Annotated in this window: 21 protein-coding genes, 1 tRNA gene and 12 pseudogenes; 21 read left to right on the top strand and 13 right to left on the bottom strand. The window is 49.5% G+C overall.

Features of this window, described 5'->3' with window-relative positions; translation table 11 throughout:
- Window positions 1-172: 172 nt before the first annotated feature.
- The 3 genes from ACQGXV_RS10585 to pepA all read right to left on the bottom strand — a co-directional run bounded on the left by ACQGXV_RS10585 (window position 173) and on the right by pepA (window position 5,114).
- Entirely contained in the window at window positions 173-3,028 is a 2,856-nt protein-coding gene (locus tag ACQGXV_RS10585; protein WP_440866359.1) for a valine--tRNA ligase, read from the bottom strand.
- Window positions 3,029-3,040: 12 nt separating this feature from the next.
- Window positions 3,041-3,490 (bottom strand): DNA polymerase III subunit chi, encoded by a 450-nt coding sequence (locus ACQGXV_RS10580; RefSeq protein ID WP_440866358.1) that lies wholly within the window; start codon window positions 3,488-3,490, stop codon window positions 3,041-3,043.
- Between the two features lie 112 nt (window positions 3,491-3,602).
- Window positions 3,603-5,114, bottom strand: coding sequence for a leucyl aminopeptidase (pepA, locus tag ACQGXV_RS10575; protein WP_440866357.1), 1,512 nt, complete (start codon window positions 5,112-5,114; stop codon window positions 3,603-3,605).
- A gap of 281 nt (window positions 5,115-5,395) precedes the next feature.
- On the opposite strand from pepA, the gene lptF reads away from it, so the two are divergent.
- The 7 genes and pseudogenes from lptF to ACQGXV_RS10540 all read left to right on the top strand — a co-directional run bounded on the left by lptF (window position 5,396) and on the right by ACQGXV_RS10540 (window position 10,863).
- Window positions 5,396-6,496, top strand: a complete 1,101-nt coding sequence (gene lptF / locus ACQGXV_RS10570; protein ID WP_440866356.1) for an LPS export ABC transporter permease LptF — start codon at window positions 5,396-5,398, stop codon at window positions 6,494-6,496.
- Window positions 6,496-7,572: an LPS export ABC transporter permease LptG gene (gene lptG, locus ACQGXV_RS10565; RefSeq protein WP_440866355.1), complete on the top strand. Its 1,077-nt coding sequence runs from the start codon at window positions 6,496-6,498 to the stop codon at window positions 7,570-7,572. The genes lptF and lptG overlap by 1 nt, the downstream gene beginning before the upstream one ends.
- A gap of 153 nt (window positions 7,573-7,725) precedes the next feature.
- Window positions 7,726-7,810 (top strand) — tRNA-Leu (locus tag ACQGXV_RS10560).
- A gap of 163 nt (window positions 7,811-7,973) precedes the next feature.
- Window positions 7,974-8,563, top strand: a pseudogene (locus ACQGXV_RS10555) (tyrosine-type recombinase/integrase); the annotation flags it as partial.
- 162 nt (window positions 8,564-8,725) lie between these two features.
- A pseudogene (locus ACQGXV_RS10550) lies at window positions 8,726-9,400 on the top strand (tyrosine-type recombinase/integrase); the annotation flags it as partial.
- Window positions 9,401-9,629: 229 nt separating this feature from the next.
- On the top strand, window positions 9,630-9,878 hold the full coding sequence (locus ACQGXV_RS10545; protein ID WP_440866354.1) for a hypothetical protein: 249 nt from the start codon (window positions 9,630-9,632) through the stop codon (window positions 9,876-9,878).
- Window positions 9,879-9,939: 61 nt separating this feature from the next.
- Window positions 9,940-10,863 carry an IS5 family transposase gene (locus ACQGXV_RS10540; RefSeq protein ID WP_440863224.1) on the top strand — a complete coding sequence of 308 codons (924 nt, stop codon included), beginning with the start codon at window positions 9,940-9,942 and terminating at the stop codon, window positions 10,861-10,863.
- Window positions 10,864-11,158: 295 nt separating this feature from the next.
- On the opposite strand, the pseudogene ACQGXV_RS10535 reads toward ACQGXV_RS10540, so the two are convergent.
- Window positions 11,159-11,389: pseudogene (locus ACQGXV_RS10535) on the bottom strand (transposase); the annotation flags it as partial.
- Between the two features lie 61 nt (window positions 11,390-11,450).
- Here ACQGXV_RS10535 and ACQGXV_RS10530 point away from each other — a divergent pair.
- Window positions 11,451-12,662: an IS256 family transposase gene (locus tag ACQGXV_RS10530; protein WP_440862551.1), complete on the top strand. Its 1,212-nt coding sequence runs from the start codon at window positions 11,451-11,453 to the stop codon at window positions 12,660-12,662.
- Here ACQGXV_RS10530 and ACQGXV_RS10525 read toward each other — a convergent pair.
- A pseudogene (locus ACQGXV_RS10525) lies at window positions 12,659-13,514 on the bottom strand (IS256 family transposase); the annotation flags it as partial. The gene ACQGXV_RS10530 and the pseudogene ACQGXV_RS10525 overlap by 4 nt on opposite strands.
- Window positions 13,515-13,608: 94 nt before the next feature.
- Here ACQGXV_RS10525 and ACQGXV_RS10520 point away from each other — a divergent pair.
- Window positions 13,609-14,094: pseudogene (locus ACQGXV_RS10520) on the top strand (Tn3 family transposase); the annotation flags it as partial.
- A 98-nt stretch (window positions 14,095-14,192) separates the two neighbouring features.
- Here the strand turns inward: ACQGXV_RS10520 and ACQGXV_RS10515 are convergent.
- Window positions 14,193-14,456: pseudogene (locus ACQGXV_RS10515) on the bottom strand (transposase); the annotation flags it as partial.
- Window positions 14,457-14,459: 3 nt separating this feature from the next.
- Between ACQGXV_RS10515 and ACQGXV_RS10510 the strand changes: the two are divergent.
- On the top strand, window positions 14,460-14,639 hold the full coding sequence (locus tag ACQGXV_RS10510; protein WP_440866353.1) for a hypothetical protein: 180 nt from the start codon (window positions 14,460-14,462) through the stop codon (window positions 14,637-14,639).
- A 71-nt stretch (window positions 14,640-14,710) separates the two neighbouring features.
- Here ACQGXV_RS10510 and ACQGXV_RS10505 read toward each other — a convergent pair.
- Window positions 14,711-15,517, bottom strand: a pseudogene (locus tag ACQGXV_RS10505) (IS5 family transposase); the annotation flags it as partial.
- Window positions 15,518-15,697: 180 nt separating this feature from the next.
- Window positions 15,698-15,832 (bottom strand): hypothetical protein, encoded by a 135-nt coding sequence (locus ACQGXV_RS10500; RefSeq protein WP_440866352.1) that lies wholly within the window; start codon window positions 15,830-15,832, stop codon window positions 15,698-15,700.
- Between the two features lie 47 nt (window positions 15,833-15,879).
- On the opposite strand from ACQGXV_RS10500, the gene ACQGXV_RS10495 reads away from it, so the two are divergent.
- The 6 genes from ACQGXV_RS10495 (at window position 15,880) to ACQGXV_RS10470 (ending at window position 18,800) form a co-directional block, all read left to right on the top strand.
- Entirely contained in the window at window positions 15,880-16,245 is a 366-nt protein-coding gene (locus tag ACQGXV_RS10495; RefSeq protein ID WP_440862584.1) for an IS630 transposase-related protein, read from the top strand.
- Complete coding sequence (locus ACQGXV_RS10490; protein ID WP_440867365.1) at window positions 16,169-16,786, top strand: IS630 family transposase; 618 nt, start codon at window positions 16,169-16,171, stop codon at window positions 16,784-16,786. The genes ACQGXV_RS10495 and ACQGXV_RS10490 overlap by 77 nt, the downstream gene beginning before the upstream one ends.
- 142 nt (window positions 16,787-16,928) lie before the next feature.
- Complete coding sequence (locus ACQGXV_RS10485) at window positions 16,929-17,153, top strand: hypothetical protein (RefSeq protein WP_440866351.1); 225 nt, start codon at window positions 16,929-16,931, stop codon at window positions 17,151-17,153.
- 57 nt (window positions 17,154-17,210) lie between these two features.
- Window positions 17,211-17,660, top strand: coding sequence for a DUF1367 family protein (locus ACQGXV_RS10480; RefSeq protein ID WP_440866350.1), 450 nt, complete (start codon window positions 17,211-17,213; stop codon window positions 17,658-17,660).
- 317 nt (window positions 17,661-17,977) lie between these two features.
- Window positions 17,978-18,343, top strand: coding sequence for an IS630 transposase-related protein (locus tag ACQGXV_RS10475; RefSeq protein ID WP_440862584.1), 366 nt, complete (start codon window positions 17,978-17,980; stop codon window positions 18,341-18,343).
- Window positions 18,267-18,800: an IS630 family transposase gene (locus ACQGXV_RS10470; protein ID WP_440862665.1), complete on the top strand. Its 534-nt coding sequence runs from the start codon at window positions 18,267-18,269 to the stop codon at window positions 18,798-18,800. Before ACQGXV_RS10475 ends, ACQGXV_RS10470 begins: the two co-directional genes overlap by 77 nt.
- A 21-nt stretch (window positions 18,801-18,821) precedes the next feature.
- On the opposite strand, the pseudogene ACQGXV_RS10465 reads toward ACQGXV_RS10470, so the two are convergent.
- From ACQGXV_RS10465 to ACQGXV_RS10455, 3 genes and pseudogenes are all read right to left on the bottom strand, one after another.
- Window positions 18,822-19,742: pseudogene (locus tag ACQGXV_RS10465) on the bottom strand (M48 family metallopeptidase); the annotation flags it as partial.
- Between the two features lie 9 nt (window positions 19,743-19,751).
- Window positions 19,752-20,459, bottom strand: a complete 708-nt coding sequence (locus tag ACQGXV_RS10460; protein ID WP_440866349.1) for a DUF898 family protein — start codon at window positions 20,457-20,459, stop codon at window positions 19,752-19,754.
- 70 nt (window positions 20,460-20,529) lie between these two features.
- Window positions 20,530-20,829, bottom strand: a pseudogene (locus ACQGXV_RS10455) (DUF898 family protein); the annotation flags it as partial.
- A gap of 65 nt (window positions 20,830-20,894) precedes the next feature.
- On the opposite strand from ACQGXV_RS10455, the pseudogene ACQGXV_RS10450 reads away from it, so the two are divergent.
- From ACQGXV_RS10450 to ACQGXV_RS10430, 5 genes and pseudogenes are all read left to right on the top strand, one after another.
- A pseudogene (locus ACQGXV_RS10450) lies at window positions 20,895-21,140 on the top strand (transposase); the annotation flags it as partial.
- 94 nt (window positions 21,141-21,234) lie between these two features.
- A pseudogene (locus ACQGXV_RS10445) lies at window positions 21,235-21,411 on the top strand (Tn3 family transposase); the annotation flags it as partial.
- Window positions 21,412-21,777, top strand: coding sequence for an IS630 transposase-related protein (locus ACQGXV_RS10440; RefSeq protein ID WP_440862584.1), 366 nt, complete (start codon window positions 21,412-21,414; stop codon window positions 21,775-21,777). It begins immediately after the preceding pseudogene.
- Window positions 21,701-22,234, top strand: a complete 534-nt coding sequence (locus tag ACQGXV_RS10435) for an IS630 family transposase (RefSeq protein ID WP_440862665.1) — start codon at window positions 21,701-21,703, stop codon at window positions 22,232-22,234. The genes ACQGXV_RS10440 and ACQGXV_RS10435 overlap by 77 nt, the downstream gene beginning before the upstream one ends.
- A gap of 130 nt (window positions 22,235-22,364) precedes the next feature.
- A pseudogene (locus ACQGXV_RS10430) lies at window positions 22,365-22,499 on the top strand (NADP-specific glutamate dehydrogenase); the annotation flags it as partial.
- A 182-nt stretch (window positions 22,500-22,681) separates the two neighbouring features.
- Here the strand turns inward: ACQGXV_RS10430 and ACQGXV_RS10425 are convergent.
- Together ACQGXV_RS10425 and ACQGXV_RS10420 are read right to left on the bottom strand one after the other, a co-directional pair.
- Window positions 22,682-23,215: an IS630 family transposase gene (locus ACQGXV_RS10425; RefSeq protein WP_440867179.1), complete on the bottom strand. Its 534-nt coding sequence runs from the start codon at window positions 23,213-23,215 to the stop codon at window positions 22,682-22,684.
- Window positions 23,139-23,504: an IS630 transposase-related protein gene (locus ACQGXV_RS10420; protein ID WP_440862584.1), complete on the bottom strand. Its 366-nt coding sequence runs from the start codon at window positions 23,502-23,504 to the stop codon at window positions 23,139-23,141. The genes ACQGXV_RS10425 and ACQGXV_RS10420 overlap by 77 nt, the downstream gene beginning before the upstream one ends.
- Window positions 23,505-23,514 lie beyond the last annotated feature (10 nt).

The raw sequence follows: 23,514 nt of genomic DNA, 5'->3' as shown, positions 1-23,514 counted from the left end.
GGCCTCAGAAAAAGAGCATCACATCGGGCGCGTTATGCCGGATTGGTTCAGTACACATCCCGACATGCAACAGGGTCTTGATGCCATCAAGGCACAAGAAAAGTAGTTCATTTCATAAAAAAAGCCCGGACTTAGCGGTCCGGGCTTTTTATTCGCACGCAATAACTATGGATTACAGCGCGGCAATGGTGGCCTGCTGTTCCAACAGTTTGGCTTTCGCTACCGCATAGCCGTCACGTTTTTCACGCTCTTTGGCAATAACCGCCTCCGGTGCGCGCGCAACAAAGCCTTCATTGGAGAGCTTGCTGTCGATGCGGTTAATTTCCGCTTCAACCTTGGCAACTTCCTTGGCCAAACGCTCCAGCTCTGCGTCTTTGTCGACCAGATCCAGCATCGGGATCAGCAGCTCCGCGCCGTCCAGCAGGGAAGTGACCGCCACCGGGCCTTTTTCGCCAGCCGGCAGCAGTTGAACTCTTGCCAGACGCGCCAGGGTTTGGATAAAGCTGCGGTTCGCTTCCACGCGACGTTGCGTTTCCGGCGTTGCATCACGCAACAGCACATCGAGCGGTTTGCCCGGCGCTATGTTCATCTCAGCGCGAATATTACGTACGGCGGTGATCGCCTGCTTGATCCATTCCAGATCGGCCAGCGCCTGCGCATCTTCTGCGGCGGCATCGTAGGTCGGGAACGGTTGCAGCATGATGGTATCGCCAGTAACGCCCTTCAACACTTTGACCTTCTGCCAGATGGTTTCGGTAATGAACGGAATGATCGGGTGTGCCAGACGCAGCAGCGCTTCCAACACCGTGACCAGCGTGTGACGCGTACCGCGCAGTTCCGCCGCGCTACCGCCGTTCATTACCGGTTTAGCCAGCTCCAGATACCAGTCGCAGAACTGGTTCCAGGTGAACTCATACAGGATACCGGCGGCAATATCGAAGCGGTAACCGTCCAGCGCGTCGCGGAAGGCTTTCACCGTGCGGTTGAATTCGGCCAGAATCCAACGATCGGCCAGTGACAGCACTTTCTCGCCGCCATTAAAGCCACAATCTTGCCCTTCGGTGTTCATCAACACAAAACGGCTGGCGTTCCACAGCTTGTTACAGAAGTTGCGGTAACCTTCCAGACGCTTCATGTCCCAGTTGATATCACGACCGGTCGACGCCAGTGCCGCCAGCGTGAAGCGCAGAGCATCCGTACCGTGCGGTTCAATACCGTTAGGGAATTGCTTCTCGGTGCGTTTACGGATTTTCTCCGCCAACTGCGGTTGCATCATGTTGCCGGTGCGTTTCTCCAGCAGCTCAGGCAACGAGATACCGTCCACCATGTCCAGCGGGTCGATCACGTTCCCTTTGGACTTGGACATCTTCTGTCCTTCATCATCGCGGATAAGCCCGGTCATGTAGACCGTGTGGAACGGCACCTGCGGTTTGCCTTCGTCATCTTTCACGAAGTGCATGGTCAGCATGATCATGCGCGCAATCCAGAAGAAGATGATATCGAAGCCGCTCACCATCACGCTGCTCGGATGGAATGCTTTCAGCTCCGGCGTCTGTTCCGGCCAGCCGAGGGTGGAGAAGGTCCATAGCCCGGAGGAGAACCAGGTGTCCAGTACGTCTTCGTCCTGGCGCAGTTCAACCGTGTCGGCGAGCTGATAGTCGCGGCGCACTTCCGCTTCATCACGGCCTACGTAAACCTTGCCGCTGTTGTCGTACCATGCAGGAATACGGTGGCCCCACCATAATTGGCGCGAGATACACCAGTCCTGAATGTCACGCATCCAGCTAAAATACATGTTCTCGTACTGCTTCGGCACAAACTGGATACGGCCATCTTCCACCGCTTCCACCGCCGGTTTCGCCAGTACGACAGCGCGCACGTACCACTGGTCGGTCAGCATCGGTTCGATGACCACACCACCGCGATCGCCGTAGGGCACGGTCAGATCGTGCGGTTTGATCTCATCGAGCAAGCCCAGCTCATCGAGCTTGGCAACTACCGCTTTACGAGCGGTAAAACGCTCGACGCCGCGCAGGAAATCAGGAATGTCATTGCTGTATACCGTGCTGGCTTCGCCATTGGTATCAAACACTTCTGTTTCCTGACGAATGTCGCCATCGAACGTCAGGATATTGATCATTGGCAACTGGTGACGTTTACCGACTTCGTAGTCGTTAAAATCGTGTGCCGGGGTGATCTTCACGCAGCCCGTGCCCTTTTCCATGTCGGCGTGTTCATCGGCGACGATCGGAATACGACGATCCATCAGCGGCAGGATCAGGAACTTGCCGATCAGATCTTTGTAGCGCGGATCTTCCGGGTTGACCGCAACACCGGTATCCCCCAACACGGTTTCCGGACGCGTGGTGGCGACCACCAGGTAGTCTTTGCCATCAGCGGTTTTTGCGCCATCGGCCAGCGGATAGCGCAGGTGCCACATCGAGCCTTTGCTCTCGCGGTTTTCCACTTCCAGATCGGAGATGGCGGTGCGCAGTTTCGGGTCCCAGTTCACCAGGCGCTTGCCACGGTAGATCAGGTCTTCTTTATACAGGCGCACGAACACCTCTTTCACCGCGTTGGACAGGCCTTCATCCATGGTGAAGCGCTCGCGCTCCCAGTCTACCGAGTTGCCCAGACGGCGCATTTGGCGGGTAATGGTGCCGCCAGATTCAGCTTTCCACTGCCAGATTTTTTCGATAAAGGCGTCGCGGCCATAATCGTGGCGCGTTTTGCCCTCTTCGGCGGCGATTTTACGCTCAACCACCATCTGCGTGGCGATGCCCGCGTGGTCAGTACCCGCCTGCCACAGCGTGTTTTTCCCTTGCATACGCTGATAGCGAATCAGGGTATCCATAATGGTTTGCTGGAACGCATGGCCCATATGCAAGCTGCCGGTGACGTTCGGCGGCGGGATCATGATGCTGAAGCTTTCCTGGCTCGTGTCACCGTTTGGCTTAAAGTAGCCTTGCTGTTCCCAGCGCTCATAGAGCGGCTGTTCGATATCTTTCGGGTTATATTTGGTATCCATTATGTCTACTATTCAGTGCGTTGGCTGCGTCGCCGTAGTCAATTCAAAGCCGACGCTGCGATACGCTTTGTAGCGATCTCGCGCCAACGGTTTCAGGGATTCTTCATGAGGGACAAAGTCTATCACTTCATGGAAAGCGGTGGCAAAATCTGCGAACTGCGGCAGGAGGCTGATCAGCACATCGCGTGAGGTGCTGCCCCGGCGTTGAGGCCAGGCCAGCTCGACGGGCGCACCTTGTCGTGGGCCTTCGCCAGCGAGGTTATGTGGCACAAAGGCGCTGGCGTCGCGCTGCCACAGCGCATCGTCCAGCCGCAACGCTTGCTGCTCGTCTTCACAGGCAATAAGCACACGCTGCCCGTTGCGCCAACGTTCCGCCGCCAGCTCGCAGGCCAGCGCCTCACAGGCGCTAAGCCCATCGACATCGTCACTGTGTTCGAGAAGGTAGAACGTTGCGTTTTTCATTGTTTACACTATTGATCAGGGCCGAAAAGCCTGACGATAAGGGCCGGGATAACCCCGGCCCACGGTGATGACTATCAATGCTCACGGCCATGGGCGCGTTAGCAGGCATAGTTTATTCTACGTCATTTAACCCGGCGCGATTAAGCAGGAACTGCGACAGCATGGCCACCGGACGGCCCGTTGCCCCTTTGGCCTTACCGGAACGCCAGGCCGTGCCCGCGATATCCAGGTGCGCCCAGTTATATTTGCGGGTAAAGCGCGACAGGAAGCAGGCGGCAGTAATGGCACCGCCCGGACGACCGCCGATGTTCGCCATATCAGCGAAGTTCGACTCCAACTGCTCCTGAAACTCATCGGCCAACGGCAAGCGCCAGGCGCGGTCGCCCGCTTGCTCTGATGCCCCGAGCAACTCGTGCGCCAGCGGGTTATGGTTTGACATCAACCCGGTGAGGTGATGTCCGAGCGCAATCACACAGGCACCGGTCAGGGTCGCGATATCAATTACCAGCTCCGGCTCGTAGCGTTCCACATAGGTCAGCGCATCGCACAGCACCAAACGGCCTTCGGCATCGGTATTCAGCACTTCAACCGTTTGACCCGACATGGTGGTTAACACATCACCTGGACGATAGGCACGGCCATCAACCATGTTTTCACAGCCGGCCAACACCCCGACAATATTCAGCGCCAGCGCCAGCTCGGCGGCCATGCGCATTACGCCGTATACCGTTGCGGCACCGCACATGTCGTATTTCATTTCATCCATGCTGTCAGCAGGCTTGATCGAGATACCGCCGGAGTCAAAGGTGAGGCCTTTGCCAACCAGCACAATAGGACGATTTTCCGGATTGGGGTCGCCTTTGTACTCAATCACCGACATCAGTGATTCATTTTGCGAGCCTTGCCCAACGGCCAGATAGGCGTTCATGCCCAGCTCTTTCATCTGCTGTTCGCCAATCACGCGCGTCACGATGTTCGGGCTGTAGGTATCCGCCAGTTGACGTGCCTGCGAGGCCAGATAGCCCGCATTGCAGATATTCGGCGGCATGTTGCCGAGATCTTTCGCGGCTTTGATGCCTGCGGCAATGGCAAGTCCGTGCTGGATGGCGCGCTCGCCGCTGGTGAGTTCACGGCGCGTGGGGACATTGAACACCAGTTTGCGCAGCGGACGGCGCAGTTCGACCTTATTGCTTTTCAGCTGATCGAAGGTATAGAGCGTCTCTTTTGCTGTCTCTACCGCCTGACGCACTTTCCAGTAGGTGTTGCGTCCTTTGACATGCAGCTCGGTGAGGAAGCAAACGGCTTCCATTGAACCGGTATCATTCAATGCATTGATGGTTTTCTGGATGATTTGCTTATATTGACGCTCATCCAGTTCACGCTCTTTCCCGCAGCCAATCAGCAGAATACGTTCTGACAGAATATTCGGCACGTAGTGCAACAGCAGGAATTGCCCCACTTTGCCTTCCAACTCGCCGCGGCGCAGGAGTGCGCTGATATAACCGTCGCTGATTTTGTCCAATTGTTCGGCAATAGGGGACAGGCGGCGAGGCTCAAACACGCCGACGACAATGCAGGCACTGCGTTGTTTTTCCGGGCTACCGCTTTTTACACTGAACTCCATGTACTCTCCTGAATCTTAAAGACAAAGACGGGGCCAACGGCTAGAATGTGACACTCCGTAATACTTTCCCGCCGTTACACTTATCTAACCTGTGTTAATCTTAACGGCGCGGCGAATCTGTTTTGGTGATGATAAGCAGGTTCTGATACAACGCCGGGTGCGCAGTATGCTGTAATGCATCATAGCGACAAAGGTTGCCACAAATGCATATAAATGGCGAGTTAGCGATGAAATTATCGACTTTCCTGCAAAAAGACAAGTTTTCACAGGTTTAATTAAGCGTGATCGTCATTCGATATCTGGTACGGGAAACCTTTAAGAGCCAACTGGCCATCCTGTTTATTCTGTTACTGATCTTCTTTTGTCAGAAGCTGGTGCGAATACTGGGTGCGGCGGTTGATGGGGAAATTCCGACAAACTTAGTGCTCTCCCTGCTGGGGCTGGGCGTGCCTGAAATGGCGCAGCTCATTCTGCCCTTGAGCCTGTTTTTAGGGCTGCTGATGACGTTCAGCCGCATGTATACCGAGAGCGAAATCACCGTGATGTATGCCTGTGGATTGGGCAAAACGGTGCTGCTCAAGGCTGCCCTTACTCTGGCGGTGATAACCGGTGTGATGGCGATGATCAATGAGCTGTGGGTCAGCCCGTGGTCTTCTCGTCATCAGGACATCGTGATGGCAGAAGCCAAAGCCAACCCAAGCGTCGCGGCGCTGGTGGAAGGGCAGTTTCAATCGGCGCAGGGCGGCAATGCCGTGCTGTTTGTCGGCGATGTCAAAGGGCAGGAGTTTGAGCATGTGTTTCTGGCCCAACTGCGCCCGAGCGGCAACGCGCGTCCTTCGGTGGTCATTGCCGATCGTGGGCGTGTGGATGTTGACCAAAATGGCACACAGGTGGTGACGCTCAATAAAGGCTCTCGCTACGAAGGTACGGCGATGTTGAGGGATTTCCGCATCACGGACTTCACCAACTATCAGGCAATTATCGGGCATCAGAACGTGTCGATCCAGAATACTGGCGTAGAACAGATGACGATGCACCAACTGTGGCAGTCGGATGATAATGCCGCGCGAGCCGAGTTTCATTGGCGCATTACGCTGGTGCTTTCGGTGCTGATCATGGCAATTATCGTGGTGCCGCTCAGTGCGGTAAACCCACGCCAAGGGCGCGTACTGAGCATGCTGCCCGCCATGTTGCTTTATCTGATTTTCTTCCTGTTGCAAAGTTCGCTGCGTTCCAATGGCAGTAAGGGAAGAACCGATCCTGTGGTGTGGATCTGGCTGACCAATCTGGCCTATATCGGGATTGCGCTGCTGCTCAATGTCTGGGACAGCGTGCCTCTGCGCCGATTGCGCGCGCGGATGAAAGTACAAGGAGCAGCCTGATGTTTGGCGTACTGGATCGCTATATCGGCAAAACTATCTTTAACACCATCATGATGACGCTATTCATGCTGGTTTCTCTCTCTGGCATCATCAAGTTTGTCGACCAGTTGCGCAGAGTTGGGCGCGGCGACTATACCGCGCTGGGAGCGGGTCTCTATACCTTGCTGAGCGTGCCAAAGGATATTGAAATCTTTTTCCCAATGGCGGCGTTGCTCGGTGCGCTGCTGGGGTTGGGGACGCTGGCGACACGCAGTGAACTGGTGGTGATGCAGGCCTCTGGCTTTACCCGCTTACAGATTGCTGGCGCAGTGATGAAAACCGCCATTCCTTTGGTGCTGCTTACCATGGCGATTGGCGAATGGATTTCACCTGCCGGTGAACAGATGGCGCGCAACTACCGTTCGCAGATGATGTACGGCGGCTCGATGCTCTCGACCCAGAACGGGCTGTGGGCGAAAGATGGCAACGACTTTATTTATATTGAACGCGTGGTGGGGGATAAAGAGCTGGCGGGGGTGAATATCTACCAGTTCGACCCGGAACAGAAATTGCTCTCCGTACGCTACGCGGCATCCGCGGAATTTGATGATGACGCCAAGCTGTGGCGGCTGTCTCAAGTTGATGAATCAGACCTGCGCGATGGCAAACAGATTTCGGGCAGCCAGACCATCAGCGGAGAGTGGAAAACCACATTGACGCCGGACAAACTCAGCGTAGTGGCGCTGGATCCGGATGCGCTCTCGATCCGCGGTCTGTACGACTACGTCAACTACCTGAAACAAAGCGGGCAGGAGGCGGGCCGCTATAAGTTGAATATGTGGAACAAGACGTTCGCCCCACTTTCGGTAGCGGTAATGATGCTGATGGCGCTCTCCTTTATCTTTGGGCCACTGCGCAATGTGCCTGCGGGCGTGCGTATCGTCACCGGTATCAGCTTTGGCTTCCTGTTTTACGTGCTGGACAAGGTATTTGGTCAACTCAGCCTGGTGTATGGCTTGCCGCCGGTGCTGGGGGCATTGGTGCCGAGCCTGCTGTTTATGGTTATCAGTCTGCTGCTGCTGTTAAAACGGCGCTGAGTGCATCCGGCACGCCACTGTGTGCCGGGAAAATGCGCAAAAAAGTTTGCTGGCGCTTTTTTTTCAGCATTCAACGCGCCAGAGTGCGGAATAGTGTTGTGTCATCAATCTCAAACGGTATAATGCACCTCGTTTTCCGCATACTACTTCAGTGCCGAAGTGGCGAAATCGGTAGACGCAGTTGATTCAAAATCAACCGTTGAAAGACGTGCCGGTTCGAGTCCGGCCTTCGGCACCATTAGTATGTAAAAAGACGTCCACGGACGTCTTTTTTTATGCCTGAAATCCAGTGGTGTCGCGGTATCACGGTTTTTTGAGGTCTTTTTAGGTTTCTTGTAGTCTACCCCCTTTAGGGGGCATAATCGGGGCACTTCACTTCGATTAGGATTTGTGCCCCCAAAATGAAACTCAATGCCCGCCAGATAGAGACCGCAAAGCCAAAGGATAAAGTCTACAAAATGGCTGATGGCGGTGGTTTGTATCTTGAGGTATCCCCCAAAGGTTCCAAATACTGGCGCATGAAGTACCGCCGCCCATCGGATAAAAAAGAGGATAGGCTTGCTTTTGGTGTCTACCCTACAATTACGCTCGCAGAGGCACGAGTAAAGCGTGATGCTGCGAAAAAACTACTGTCACAGGGAATCGATCCAAAAGTTGAACAGAAGGGGACACAAGCTGAAATTGAGGGGGCATATTTATTTGAAACCATCGCTAGACAATGGCATGCATGTAATCTCACATGGAGTGAAGACCACCGCCGCCGTGTACTGCTGACACTCGAGCAGTATGTTTTCCCTTCGATTGGTCAGCTTGATGCCCGAACGTTGAGAACCAGCCAGCTCCTTATGCCGGTTAAAGCTGTCGATGCCGCTGGTAAGCATGACGTTGCGCAGCGACTTCAACAGCGTGTGACGGCAATTATGCGTTTTGGTGTGATATGGCTGGAGCGCTTTTAAGCGTTAAATCAACCCATCATCCAGCACTACCCGGCTTTGTTGAATAATTTAAGATACTGATTTATATAAGCATTATAAAATTTCAACGACTAATTTTTCCTCTCGGAATGCTTTTTATTGTGCTAACTATTTGATTTGTCGTTCTAACAAAATACATTCTCTGTAAATGCATTCTAACTAAAGAAGATGTAAATCAAACGGTTAAATTATTCAACAAAGCCGCACTACCCCCAAAAAGAATACCTGAACTTCTAGAACGACTATCGAACTACAGAGGGCGATTAATCACGCGGCTTGCAGTTGAATTAACATTGCTAACTTTTATTCGTTCAAGTGAGATGCGGTTTGCTCGGTGGAATGAAATTGATTTTGATCGCAGTGAATGGACTATACCCGGTATCCGTAAACCCATACCCGGCGTAAAGCATTCTGAACGTGGAATGAAAATGAAAACTGAATATATCGTTCCTCTCAGTAAGCAGGCTTTAAATGTATTTAAACAGCTATATACATTGAGTGGCAATGGTGAGGTTATATTTCCAAGTGACCATGACCCAAAAAAAGTAATGAGCGAGAATACTATAAATAGTGCTTTACGTGTTATGGGATATGAAACCAAAACTGAAGTTTGCGGACATGGATTTAGAACGATGGCGCGAGGTGTTTTAAGTGAATCAAAGCTGTGGAATGATGATGCTATTGCAAGACAATTAAGCCACGTTGAACGTAAACATGTTAAAGGTTCATACATGCATACATCTGAATACATAGAAGAAAGGAAATTAATGCTTCAATGGTGGGCTGATTATATAGATGTAAATAAGGCAAACCCGACTTCGCCATATGATTTTGCACGTATTCATGGGAAGTAGATTGAGTGCTTAATTAATTGTTAGCTATAGGTGAGGTGATAAATGGATAATGTAAATACAGAAGATAAATATTTTTACTTTAAGCGTTTAACCTATCTTATGCCGCATGAAGTTGCACTGGTAATGTATGGCTTTGATTATGATATTAACGAAAAAGAGTTATCGGCTGAGCAGTTAAAAAATATACATAAGTTAAGATCTGCTATAACAAGAAACCTACAGTTATTTGATGAGTATAAAAATGCAAGTGCAAAAAAAAAGAGTAGAGGCAGATTTAGTATTAACGGCGGTTTATATTTTTCAGCGAGAAGGCATTGTTCCTATTGAAGTTAAAGAAAGGATTTATGTTGCTTTACAACAGCAGGTTAAAAATAAAGATTGGGCTAATATTTTAACAAAGCTAGGTGGTGGTGAGTTATATGAAATAGGGAAAAGAATCCGAAATAATGCTAGAGGGCAATACGGCTTTGTTGAATAAATCGAACTTTCAGGGGATCGCCGGATCAAAGCACTATCATCGCTCCCGATAGCAGCTCCCCATGGCAAAGCAAAAGTTTAAAATCACCAACTGGCCCACCTACAACAAAGCACTCAGACAACGCGGCTCCCTGACGGTCTGGCTTGATGAGTCCGCCATCGCTGCATGGACTGACAGTGCTTCGCCTGAAGGTCGTGGTCGGCCGCTTTACTACACCGATATGGCTGTTACCACGGTTTTGATGATAAAGCGCGTGTTTAACCTGTCGCTCCGGGCATTACAGGGCTTTGTCGACTCGGTTTTTACACTGATGAGCCTGCCACTGCGCTGCCCGGACTACTCTCTGGTCAGTCGGCGGGCAAAAACCGTCAGTATCAGCATAAAAACGCCAACGCGTGGTGAAATCTCGCATCTGGTCATCGACAGTACCGGTCTGAAGGTCTTTGGCGAAGGTGAATGGAAAGTCAGGCAGCATGGGGCTGACAGACGAAGAGTGTGGCGCAAGCTTCATCTGGCAGCAGACAGTGCGACGCATGAGATTATCTGTGCCGACTTATCGCTCAGCGGAACGACAGATGCGCAGGCACTGCCGGGCCTGATTAACCAAACCCACCGAAAAATCAGGGAAGTGTCAGCAGACGGTGCTTATGACGCCCGTTACTGCCACGATGCGTTGCTAAGAAAGAAAATCAGGCCCCTTATCCCGCCGCGAAGCGGAGCCAAATACTGGCCGGACAAGTACCATGAACGTAACCATGCGGTGGCGAATCAGCGTCTGAGCGGGAGTAATGATATGTGGAAAAAGAAAGTGGGTTATCACCGGCGTTCAGTGGCAGAAACAGCGATGTTCCGCATAAAAACTTTGCTGGGTGGCCATCTGAGCCTGCGTGACTATGAGGCTCAAGTAGGTGAAGCCATAGCGATGGTCAAAGCGCTGAACCGTATGACGTTGTTGGGTATGCCACACAGCGTCAGGATAGGATAACAGGTGTAGCAGAGGGAGTCATCCTGTCGGCTAATTCTGATTTATTCAACAAAGCCGGGCAATACAGGAAAGAGGATGAGGATAATAATAATTGGAAACTAATTGCATTGCTGGTAGAGCTTTTGAGTAAGCATGGGAAAGCTAACTATAAAGATCTAAGTGTAATTTATAATGATATTGTTTCGTTATGTCAGGAAAGAAATATATCACTTGATGGAATAAAGCAAGCAACATTTTATAAAAAAATAAAAAATTTCCGAGTCTGTAAAGAATTTCGTGTAAATGGCTCCATCGCTTAACCGGAAATCCGATCTCCATACATCAACATGAATTGGCTCATAGCCGGTTTCCAGTCTCTGATTGGTAGGGTCCATTTAGCCGAGATATTATGCAAGGCTAGATAGAATAATTTTAGCACCGAGTCATCCGTTGGAAATATTCGTCGCGTTTTCGTTATCTTGCGCAATGAAGCATTTAACGACTCTATCGCGTTGGTGGTGTAGATAACCTTGCGGATCTCCGGCGGAGAGACTGTAAAATAATCTGTGTAAATGGCATTTTGAGGAAAACCTTCAAAGGATAACAAAATGCCTATCAGCAACGAACTTATTGACCAACTGCTTCAAGATTGTCACTCCCCTCAGGATCTGCTGGGTGAATCAGGCCTACTCAAGGTGCTGACTAAAAGACTGGCGGAACGGGTTCTTGAAGCTGAGATGGAGATGCACCTTGGGTATGCTAAGCATGACCCGGCTGGTAATCATTCAGGCAACTCACGCAATGGCAAGACATCCAAGAGCGTACGTAGCCAAAATGGGGAGATCGAACTCGATATTCCGCGCGACCGCAACAGTACCTTCGAGCCGACACTGATCGGTAAGCACGAAAAACAGCTTAACGGCTTCGATGACCGCATTATTTCTCTCTATTCCAGAGGGTTATCAACCCGTGATATTCAGGCACACTTTAAAGAAGTCTACGGGGTCGATGTTTCCGCTGGCTTCATTTCTCAAGTGACCAATGCTGTGATGGATGAAGTTAAGCGCTGGCAGCAACGGCCGCTGGATGCGCTTTATCCCATTGTTTACCTTGACTGTATTGTTGTCAAAAGCCAGGACGGCGGAGCCGTGGCCAACAAGTCTGTTTATCTGGCCCTCGGCGTCAACGGCCAGGGCGAAAAAGAGCTGCTGGGGCTATGGATAGCCAAAACTGAGGGGGCCAAGTTCTGGTTATCTGTGATGACAGAACTGAAAAATCGTGGGCTAAAGGACATCTTCGTCGCCTGCTGCGATGGCCTGAAAGGCTTTCCTGATGCCATTGAAGCTGTTTACCCGCATACGCGGGTACAGCTCTGCATTGTGCATCAGGTGCGGAACTCGCTGCGCTACGTCGGCTGGAAAGAGCGTAAGGCCGTTGCTGCTGACCTGCGCACCATCTATAGTTCCGCAACGCTAGAGGGCGCTGAAGAGGCCCTGGATGCCTTCGCGGCCAAATGGGATGAACAGTTCCCGACGATCAGCCCATCGTGGAGAAATAATTGGGAACGTCTCATCGTCATTTTTGACTTTCCGCCGGAGATCCGCAAGGTTATCTACACCACCAACGCGATAGAGTCGTTAAATGCTTCATTGCGCAAGATAACGAAAACGCGACGAATATTTCCAACGGATGACTCGGTGATAAAATTACTCTATCTAGCCTTGCATAATATCTCTGCTAAATGGACCTTGCCAATCAGAGACTGGAAACCTGCTATGAGCCAATTCATGTTGATGTATGGAGAACGAATCTCCGGTTAAGCAATGGAGCCATTTACACAAAATTCTTTACAGACTCCCGGCGGAAAATCAAAAATGACGATGAGACGTTCCCAATTATAGCCAAGCGACATTATTTTGATAACAGCCAGCTATGCTTCTTTGCCGCATATCAGGGCATAGGATGTAATCATTTTTAAGTCGGTTGGCTATATTTCTCCACGATGGGCTGATCGTCGGGAACTGTTCATCCCATTTGGCCGCGAAGGCATCCAGGGCCTCTTCAGCGCCCTCTAGCGTTGCGGAACTATAGATAGTGCGGAGGTCAGCAGCAACGGCTTTACGCTCTTTCCAGCCGACGTAGCGCAGCGAGTTCCGCACCTGATGCACGATGCAGAGCTGTACCCGCGTATGCGGGTAAACAGCTTCAATGGCATCAGAAAAGCCCTTCAGGCCATCGCAGCAGGCGATGAAGATGTCCTGTAGCCCACGATTTTTCAGTTCTGTCATTACAGATAACCAGAACTTGGCCCCCTCAGTTTTGGCTATCCATAGCCCCAGCAGCTCTTTTTCGCCCTGGCCGTTGACGCCGAGGGCCAGATAAACAGACTTGTTGGCCACGGCTCCGCCGTCCTGGCTTTTGACAACAATACAGTCAAGGTAAACAATGGGATAAAGCGCATCCAGCGGCCGTTGCTGCCAGCGCTTAACTTCATCCATCACAGCATTGGTCACTTGAGAAATGAAGCCAGCGGAAACATCGACCCCGTAGACTTCTTTAAAGTGTGCCTGAATATCACGGGTTGATAACCCTCTGGAATAGAGAGAAATAATGCGGTCATCGAAGCCGTTAAGCTGCTTTTCGTGCTTACCGATCAGTGTCGGCTCGAAGGTATAGCCAAGCGACATTATTTTGATAACAGCCAGCTATGCTTCTTTGCCGCATATCAGGGCATAGGATGTAATCATTTTTAAGTCGGTTGGCTATACCTCAGAGGTGAAACCTACGGCCATCACCGGCGACATGCACAGCATCAACAAAGCCAACTTTGCGATCCTGCACTGGTTTGGCCTGCGCTTTGAACCTCATTTCACGGATCTGAACCGGCAGTTGCAGGAACTGTACTGTATCAGAGCTCCATCGGCCTATAAAAAATGCTTGTTCCAGCCTGCCGGACAGATTGACCGGGACCTTATCATCCGCGAAAAAAACAGTCTCTATCGTATTGTCGCCACGCTGGGGCTGAAAGAAATGACGCAGGGGACGCTGGTCCGCAAACTGTGCACGTACACCACGGCCAATCCGACCCGGCAGGCCCTCTTTGAATATGACCGGTTGGTACGCAGCATCTACACGCTGAAGTATCTGCGCGATCCGCAGCTGGAGCGCAACATCCGACGTTCCCAGAACCGGATTGAATCTTATCACCAGCTGCGTGCCGCAGTGGCCAAGGTCGGCGGAAAGAAGGAGTTATATAGCCAACCGACTTAAAAATGATTACAGCCGATGCCCTGATATGTGGCAAAGAAGCATAGCTGGCTGTTATCAAAATAATGTCGCTTAGCTATACTGTTGCGGTCGCGCGGAATATCGAGCTCGAGCGCCCCATTTTGGCTACGTACGCTCTTGGATGTCTTGCCATTGCGGGAGTTGCCTGAATGATTACCAGCCGGGTCATGCTTAGCATACCCAAGGTGTATCTCCATCTCAGCTTGAAGAACCCGTTCCGCCAGTCTTTTAGTCAGCTCCTTGAGTAGGCCTGATTCACCCGGAAGCTCCTGAGGGGAGTGGCAATCCTGAAGCAGTTGGTCAATAAGTTCGTTGCTGATAGGCATTTTTTGTCCTCTGAAGGTTTTCCTCAAAATGCCATTTACACAGATCTTTTTACACTCTCCATCGCGGGTATCAAGCGCCTCGGTTGCATGACCCAAATTTTACGGAATCGTAGACCCTTTATTGATGATACCTTCTTACTCCTTAGCGCCGGTCTTTGGAATTTCCATCTCAGAACAGCGTAAAATTTACTTCAATCAGGCTTTGTTGAATAAATCAGAATTAGCCGACAGGATGACTCCCTCTGCTACACCTGTTATCCTATCCTGACGCTGTGTGGCATACCCAACAACGTCATACGGTTCAGCGCTTTGACCATCGCTATGGCTTCACCTACTTGAGCCTCATAGTCACGCAGGCTCAGATGGCCACCCAGCAAAGTTTTTATGCGGAACATCGCTGTTTCTGCCACTGAACGCCGGTGATAACCCACTTTCTTTTTCCACATATCATTACTCCCGCTCAGACGCTGATTCGCCACCGCATGGTTACGTTCATGGTACTTGTCCGGCCAGTATTTGGCTCCGCTTCGCGGCGGGATAAGGGGCCTGATTTTCTTTCTTAGCAACGCATCGTGGCAGTAACGGGCGTCATAAGCACCGTCTGCTGACACTTCCCTGATTTTTCGGTGGGTTTGGTTAATCAGGCCCGGCAGTGCCTGCGCATCTGTCGTTCCGCTGAGCGATAAGTCGGCACAGATAATCTCATGCGTCGCACTGTCTGCTGCCAGATGAAGCTTGCGCCACACTCTTCGTCTGTCAGCCCCATGCTGCCTGACTTTCCATTCACCTTCGCCAAAGACCTTCAGACCGGTACTGTCGATGACCAGATGCGAGATTTCACCACGCGTTGGCGTTTTTATGCTGATACTGACGGTTTTTGCCCGCCGACTGACCAGAGAGTAGTCCGGGCAGCGCAGTGGCAGGCTCATCAGTGTAAAAACCGAGTCGACAAAGCCCTGTAATGCCCGGAGCGACAGGTTAAACACGCGCTTTATCATCAAAACCGTGGTAACAGCCATATCGGTGTAGTAAAGCGGCCGACCACGACCTTCAGGCGAAGAACGGCTTTGTTGAATAATTTAACCGTTTGATTTACATCTTCTTTAGTTAGAATGCATTTACAGAGAATGTATTTTGTTAGAACGACAAATCAAATAGTTAGCACAATAAAAAGCATTCCGAGAGGAAAAATTAGTCGTTGAAATTTTATAATGCTTATATAAATCAGTATCTTAAATTATTCAACAAAGCCGCGAAGAACTGTCAGTCCATGCAGCGATGGCCGACTCATCAAGCCAGACCGTCAGGGAGCCGCGTTGTCTGAGTGCTTTGTTGTAGGTGGGCCAGTTGGTGATTTTAAACTTTTGCTTTGCCATGGGGAGCTGCTATAGCTAAACGACTTAATTTTGATTACATTATTTAAATGAGCTATTCAATTGATTTTAGACGTAAAGTGATATCTACACGGAAAAACGAAGGGTTGAGTATCCGAGAAACAGCGAAGCAATTTCGGATTGGCCCTGCCTCTGTATCGCGTTGGATTAATCAAATAGAGTCAAAAGCATCGACCACGCGTCAGCGAAAGATCGATAAATCCGAGTTGATAAAAGATGTTGAACAATATCCAGATGCTTACCAAAAAGAACGTGCAGAGCGTTTTGGCGTTTGTCAGAAGGCCATTTGGCAAGCGCTTAAAAAGCTGGGATTGACCTATAAAAAAAACTCTACGTCATCCGAAAGCCGACGAAAACGCCCGGCAGGGATTTCAACAAAAAAAACAACAGTATGAAAAAGAAGGTAAACCTATTGTTTTTATTGATGAAAGTGGTTTTTCACACTATGCCCCACGGACTCACGGCTATTCCCCAAAAGGTCAACGGTGTTTTGGCCTGAAGAACTGGGGAGCTAGGGGAAGAACAAATGTTATCGGCGCTTTATTAGGCACAACGCTGTTTGCTATCGGATTATTTGATATCAATATTAACAGCGATGTTTTCTATGCCTGGGTCACACAAGTCCTTATCCCAGTACTCCCTAAAAACAGTGTAATCATGATGGACAATGCCACTTTTCACAAAAAACATGATATTCAACAAGTCATCATCGATGCAGGGTATATGGTGGAGTATTTGCCTACATATTCGCCAGATCTTAACCCAATTGAGCATAAATGGGCACAAGCAAAAAGCAAAAAGCAAAAAAAGAGAGATGGGTTGCGATACAGAGAGTTTGTTCTCAGTCCATATGGTGTAATCAAAATTAAGTCGCTTGGCTATACCTTCTTACTCCTTAGCGCCGGTCTTTGGAATTTCCATCTCAGAACAGCGTAAAATTTACTTCAATCACCGAAACACCCTTATTTCACTATTAAGCAACACGCTTAATGACCGCATATCTAACAGAATTCATCGTGGGGCTGCTGGCAATGGCGGCCCTTTTTGTTTGGGTGGGTAAATATGGAGCACTGGGAAAATGAGCACAGAGCAGAGTAGGGCGGCTTTTGAAAAATTCATGGAAGAGCGTTTTGGTGATTTGGTCGATCGCCGCCGCGCATTGAATGGCGATAAGGAATACATGTCATTGGACATGGCCATGCCATGGGTTGCTTGGCAATCAAGCAGGGCGGCGCTAGTGGTGGAGTTGCCAGAGAAATTTGAAGTTGAAATGGGCGCTTACGGCACGGCTGAAGTTATCTAAGTCACTGAAGCTAAAGCCGCACTCCGTGCAGCCGGTATAACTGTGAGGGATGAGTGATTGCAAATTGAAATGGTCAAAAATGCCGGTGGCGTTTTCTGTCCAGCTTTCGAACATGATTTGCCCCGCCTGACGAAATTTAAAAACGGCGAGATGTACACCGCCGAATTAAAGCTAACCCGCCATCCCATTTTTCACAAAAAAATGTTCGTGTTTTTCCACTTCTGCTTTCAGCACTGGAGCGGTGAGAACGCGGGCTACGAATGCAGTGACGAGGCAACGCAGTTTGAAGAGTTCAGAAAGAACCTGACGATACTTGCCGGGTTCTTTGAGACCGTCACGACTATACGCGGAGAGGTCAGGGTAAGGGCAAAAAGCTTGTCATTCGGGAGTATGGAACAAGACGATTTCGAACGCTGCTACAGCGCGATGATTAACGCTGCCATCAAACACGTTTTCGCCGGAACGAGAGACGAGAACATTCTCAACAGGCTACAGAATTTCTTCTGAGGTGAGTATGGACTATTCGAAACTAAGTGATGGGGAAATAAGCGTGCGGTTGGCTTATTTTTTGAAGCCAAAATACAGTGCAATTATTCATCCGCATGATAGCGCAGGGACGCAGCTATCATGGAACTGGTTCAACACGGTTCAGACCACTGGATACTTTCCCTTGAGGAATGCGGAACAACTTTTCCCAGCACTTAAAAAGCACCGCATATCGCTTGAGGCTTCCGGGAAAACAGTCTGGACTGCATTTCATGAATCCAGCATTCGGTGCGTGTCAAGGTATAGCTAAACGACTTAATTTTGATTACATTATTTAAATGAGCTATTCAATTGATTTTAGACGTAAAGTGATATCTACACGGAAAAACGAAGGGTTGAGTATCCGAGAAACAGCGAAGCAATTTCGGATTGGCCCTGCCTCTGTATCGCGTTGGATTAATCAAATAGAGTCAAAAGCATCGACCACGCGTCAGCGAAAGATCGATAAATCCGAGTTGATAAAAGATGTTGAACAATATCCAGATGCTTACCAAAAAGAACGTGCAGAGCGTTTTGGCGTTTGTCAGAAGGCCATTTGGCAAGCGCTTAAAAAGCTGGGATTGACCTATAAAAAAAACTCTACGTCATCCGAAAGCCGACGAAAACGCCCGGCAGGGATTTCAACAAAAAAAACAACAGTATGAAAAAGAAGGTAAACCTATTGTTTTTATTGATGAAAGTGGTTTTTCACACGATGCCCCACGGACTCACGGCTATTCCCCAAAAGGTCAACGGTGTTTTGGCCTGAAGAACTGGGGAGCTAGGGGAAGAACAAATGTTATCGGCGCTTTATTAGGCACAACGCTGTTTGCTATCGGATTATTTGATATCAATATTAACAGCGATGTTTTCTATGCCTGGGTCACACAAGTCCTTATCCCAGTACTCCCTAAAAACAGTGTAATCATGATGGACAATGCCACTTTTCACAAAAAACATAATATTCAACAAGTCATCATCGATGCAGGGTATATGGTGGAGTATTTGCCTACATATTCGCCAGATCTTAACCCAATTGAGCATAAATGGGCACAAGCAAAAAGCAAAAAAAGAGAGATGGGTTGCGATACAGAGAGTTTGTTCTCAGTCCATATGGTGTAATCAAAATTAAGTCGCTTGGCTATAGATGTCCTGCATCGCCTGCAGCGAGCGCCCCTGCCGCTGCATTTCCGCTATCGCCCACGCATCGGCTTCACGCTCCATGTCACGGGAGAATTGCAGTTCATTCACGAAGGCTGCGGACTGTAACAGCGTATCCCCCACACCGCTGACATCACCGGTGATCCACATAAACGTCAATTACACCAATGAGGAACGCACCAGCATGCGCATTGGATGGCGGTATGCATGGTGCCCCATTTCATGCAGCATCACAGCAGCCAGCCCATCATAGTGGCGCGACAGCTTAACCAACTCATCGCTGACGTTCAGCGTGCCATATGCCAGCATAAACGCATTTGGACCAATGCCCGGCGCACTCATCACACGCAGACGCAACGGGGTGCGCGCCTGACGCATTTCCGGCGGTTGCACTTGCTCAAACAAGCGCTGCAACGCTTGCTGGCGCGCGTCAGGAAGGGTTGATGGCGCGAGTTCGGTTCGCTCCAGAAAAGCAAGCGTATGCTCCCCAAGCTGCTGCTCCACGGCGGTGGGGATATGCAACGCGACGGTGGCACTCAGCCAAGGCAGCACCACATACACATAGCTCAGCGCCACCAACACCGTCGCCAGTAGAGCAAACAGCGCGCCCCGTTTGTACTTCTCCAGCCGATACACCAGGCCGGGAGACTGATGCTGCGCAACCCAGGCACGAAACACGGCATCATCAGCAGGGCGAAAGCGCCCACCATCAGGGAAGGTCAACGTCAACGTCAACGGTATCGACCCTAACGCTTGCGAGACCTCAACGTGCGCCAGCATAAACGCCTGTGAATCCGCGTCGTGGCGCGCCAGTACCAACGAGGCATCCAGCTCACCAAGCGTCACGCGAGCCGCCTCCTGTGCGGCTCGCCCCGGATACTGATAGTATCCCTCGATAATCATCAGGTCGCCTTAGATGCCCACGTTAAGATCCAGCGCGCTGATAGCCTCTTCCGCCACCGCCGAACGCGCGGTATCACCGTGCGCCTGCACGTTCAGCAGAGAAAGGTCACCGCTCACTTGCGTGGCATTCGCCATAAAGCGCGCGTAGCGTACCTGTCCTACCGGTACGGCCAGTCCCAAAGAAAATAACGTAATCAGTGTGTTGGTAAATAACAGCATCAGGTAAGCACCCAATTTTAGGTTGGAGTGCACCTGCACATTGTCACTGAGCGTGGTATTGCCAAAGATATAGTTGCGTTCCGCCACCACGATATAGCACTTGGCAACCAAGCCACCAATAATCAACGACACATACGCTGCGATCCGTTTGAAAATACCTTCATAGGGCGACGTGTAGTCCACGCGGTGTGTGATATGCCCGCCCGTTTGTACATATTCCATCACTGAAAGCAGTACAGCCCCTGAAAACCACAGTGTCCATATCAGGAAGGGAAGGAAAGCCAACAGGCTGCAAAAAGCAATTTTAATAAATGCCGCTTTGCTGATTGCAGCATTAAATGCCGCGGTGCCAAACCGCAGGTTATTCACATAAAGATCGGCAATCATATACTTCATCACGCCACCCAACGCAATCAACGCGGGGATGTAAAGCAGTGCAGCCACAATGCGCGGGGTCGCATTGCTGATAAATGAAGAAAAACTGCCGACAGTGGTCATTAACAGCACCAGCACCGCGACCATTAATAACGGAACCGCAAAAAAACGTCCAATAGCCGCGTTTTACTCTGCCCAAATAGTTAAAACGCACGCCGCGATAACTGGTCATAATGGCGTTATAGCGCCAGTTACGAATAATCAGCATCGGCAGCAGCGCGGTAAACACCAGCAATACCGTCAACCCAACCAAAGGTGTAAACAGCAGTAAAATATACAGCAGTGCCAGCGCACCAATCACGATGATGCGCCCTTTCAGGATCTGGATGTGCTCGGCATGATAATCAAAACGATCGCCATTAATCTCAGTATTGCCATAAAAATAACGACGGGAGCGCACCGTTGCCCAAGCAGAATAAATACCCAGGGTGATCGTGGTGAGAGTGTAAAAAGATCTGTGTAAATGGCATTTTGAGGAAAACCTTCAGAGGACAAAAAATGCCTATCAGCAACGAACTTATTGACCAACTGCTTCAGGATTGCCACTCCCCTCAGGAGCTTCTGGGTGAATCAGGCCTACTCAAGGTGCTGACTAAAAGACTGGCGGAACGGGTTCTTCAAGCTGAGATGGAGATACACCTTGGGTATGCTAAGCATGACCCGGCTGGTAATAATTCAGGCAACTCCCGCAATGGCAAGACATCCAAGAGCGTACGTAGCCAAAATGGGGCGCTCGAGCTCGATATAGCCAAGCGACATTATTTTGATAACAGCCAGCTATGCTTCTTTGCCGCATATCAGGGCATAGGATGTAATCATTTTTAAGTCGGTTGGCTATACCTCAGAGGTGAAACCTACGGCCATCACCGGCGACATGCACAGCATCAACAAAGCCAACTTTGCGATCCTGCACTGGTTTGGCCTGCGCTTTGAACCTCATTTCACGGATCTGAACCGGCAGTTGCAGGAACTGTACTGTATAGCTAAACGACTTAATTTTGATTACATTATTTAAATGAGCTATTCAATTGATTTTAGACGTAAAGTGATATCTACACGGAAAAACGAAGGGTTGAGTATCCGAGAAACAGCGAAGCAATTTCGGATTGGCCCTGCCTCTGTATCGCGTTGGATTAATCAAATAGAGTCAAAAGCATCGACCACGCGTCAGCGAAAGATCGATAAATCCGAGTTGATAAAAGATGTTGAACAATATCCAGATGCTTACCAAAAAGAACGTGCAGAGCGTTTTGGCGTTTGTCAGAAGGCCATTTGGCAAGCGCTTAAAAAGCTGGGATTGACCTATAAAAAAAACTCTACGTCATCCGAAAGCCGACGAAAACGCCCGGCAGGGATTTCAACAAAAAAAACAACAGTATGAAAAAGAAGGTAAACCTATTGTTTTTATTGATGAAAGTGGTTTTTCACACGATGCCCCACGGACTCACGGCTATTCCCCAAAAGGTCAACGGTGTTTTGGCCTGAAGAACTGGGGAGCTAGGGGAAGAACAAATGTTATCGGCGCTTTATTAGGCACAACGCTGTTTGCTATCGGATTATTTGATATCAATATTAACAGCGATGTTTTCTATGCCTGGGTCACACAAGTCCTTATCCCAGTACTCCCTAAAAACAGTGTAATCATGATGGACAATGCCACTTTTCACAAAAAACATAATATTCAACAAGTCATCATCGATGCAGGGTATATGGTGGAGTATTTGCCTACATATTCGCCAGATCTTAACCCAATTGAGCATAAATGGGCACAAGCAAAAAGCAAAAAAAGAGAGATGGGTTGCGATACAGAGAGTTTGTTCTCAGTCCATATGGTGTAATCAAAATTAAGTCGCTTGGCTATAACTTTCACCGTTTCCACGCGGCCAGGCACTTTGCTGCGCGTGAAAGGGTGCGAGATAAAAAAAGCACAGTCCACCGGACGCTTTTTCTTTTTTGCAGGAGTTGGTAATGGCTCAATTAGTCTCTCTGGAAAGTTTTCTCAATCAGGTTCAGCAGCGCGACCCGCATCAGCCGGAATTTTCTCAGGCGGTCAGGGAAGTTTTCTCTACCCTGTGGCCGTTTCTGGAACAGAACCCGCGCTATGCAGAGTGCTGCGGGCGAACGCCAATGGCCACGTTACTTGATGGAAAACGGGTCTGGGCAGAAAAGGATCTGAACCGGATGTAATCTGACAGACACCTGTATAAATAACCGGTAACTGTCAGATCAGGTCTGAGCTAGTACAGATTATTTTATCGTGGTGTAGCCAAGCGACTTAATTTTGATTACACCATATGGACTGAGAACAAACTCTCTGTATCGCAACCCATCTCTCTTTTTTTGCTTTTTGCTTGTGCCCATTTATGCTCAATTGGGTTAAGATCTGGCGAATATGTAGGCAAATACTCCACCATATACCCTGCATCGATGATGACTTGTTGAATATTATGTTTTTTGTGAAAAGTGGCATTGTCCATCATGATTACACTGTTTTTAGGGAGTACTGGGATAAGGACTTGTGTGACCCAGGCATAGAAAACATCGCTGTTAATATTGATATCAAATAATCCGATAGCAAACAGCGTTGTGCCTAATAAAGCGCCGATAACATTTGTTCTTCCCCTAGCTCCCCAGTTCTTCAGGCCAAAACACCGTTGACCTTTTGGGGAATAGCCGTGAGTCCGTGGGGTATCGTGTGAAAAACCACTTTCATCAATAAAAACAATAGGTTTACCTTCTTTTTCATACTGTTGTTTTTTTTGTTGAAATCCCTGCCGGGCGTTTTCGTCGGCTTTCGGATGACGTAGAGTTTTTTTTATAGGTCAATCCCAGCTTTTTAAGCGCTTGCCAAATGGCCTTCTGACAAACGCCAAAACGCTCTGCACGTTCTTTTTGGTAAGCATCTGGATATTGTTCAACATCTTTTATCAACTCGGATTTATCGATCTTTCGCTGACGCGTGGTCGATGCTTTTGACTCTATTTGATTAATCCAACGCGATACAGAGGCAGGGCCAATCCGAAATTGCTTCGCTGTTTCTCGGATACTCAACCCTTCGTTTTTCCGTGTAGATATCACTTTACGTCTAAAATCAATTGAATAGCTCATTTAAATAATG

Origin of the sequence: Symbiopectobacterium purcellii, from assembly GCF_052050035.1 — a bacterium.
GTDB classification, from domain to species: Bacteria; Pseudomonadota; Gammaproteobacteria; order Enterobacterales; family Enterobacteriaceae; genus Symbiopectobacterium; species Symbiopectobacterium purcellii_A.
Note: the sequence above shows the minus strand (reverse complement) of the source record. Positions and strands in the feature narration are given on the sequence as shown.